A 302-nucleotide genomic window follows, 5' to 3' on the forward strand; every position below is an offset into this window, starting at 1 on the left:
TGAAGCATCATCATAAGTAAGACCGGGGATTGAGTTTTTTATAAGTGTCATTGGAACTACTTGCGCACCACCTGCTCCCTGAGTACTCAAAAAATCTGATATTCCTCCATTTAATCTGAATATAGCTGGTGTAGGTACAGAAAGAAAACTCAGTGTACCAATATTCTTAACCACACCAGTAGCATCTACCGCCAGCAACTGGTCTGTATTGGTGTTTCCAGTTACTACACCTTCTAGACGTAAAGGATTAGAACCAATTATATGCAATTTATTAGTAGGAACTGTTGTTCCTATCCCCATAT

General features: G+C 39.1%; 1 protein-coding gene. It reads right to left on the minus strand.

Annotated elements, in window-relative coordinates; all coding sequences use genetic code 11:
- On the minus strand, positions 1–302 hold a 302-nt coding region (locus GB932_RS19100; protein ID WP_197517236.1), incomplete at both ends, for a hypothetical protein.

It is taken from the genome of Microbacterium karelineae, from assembly GCF_009745985.1.
Taxonomy (GTDB): domain Bacteria; phylum Actinomycetota; class Actinomycetes; order Actinomycetales; family Microbacteriaceae; genus Microbacterium; species Microbacterium karelineae.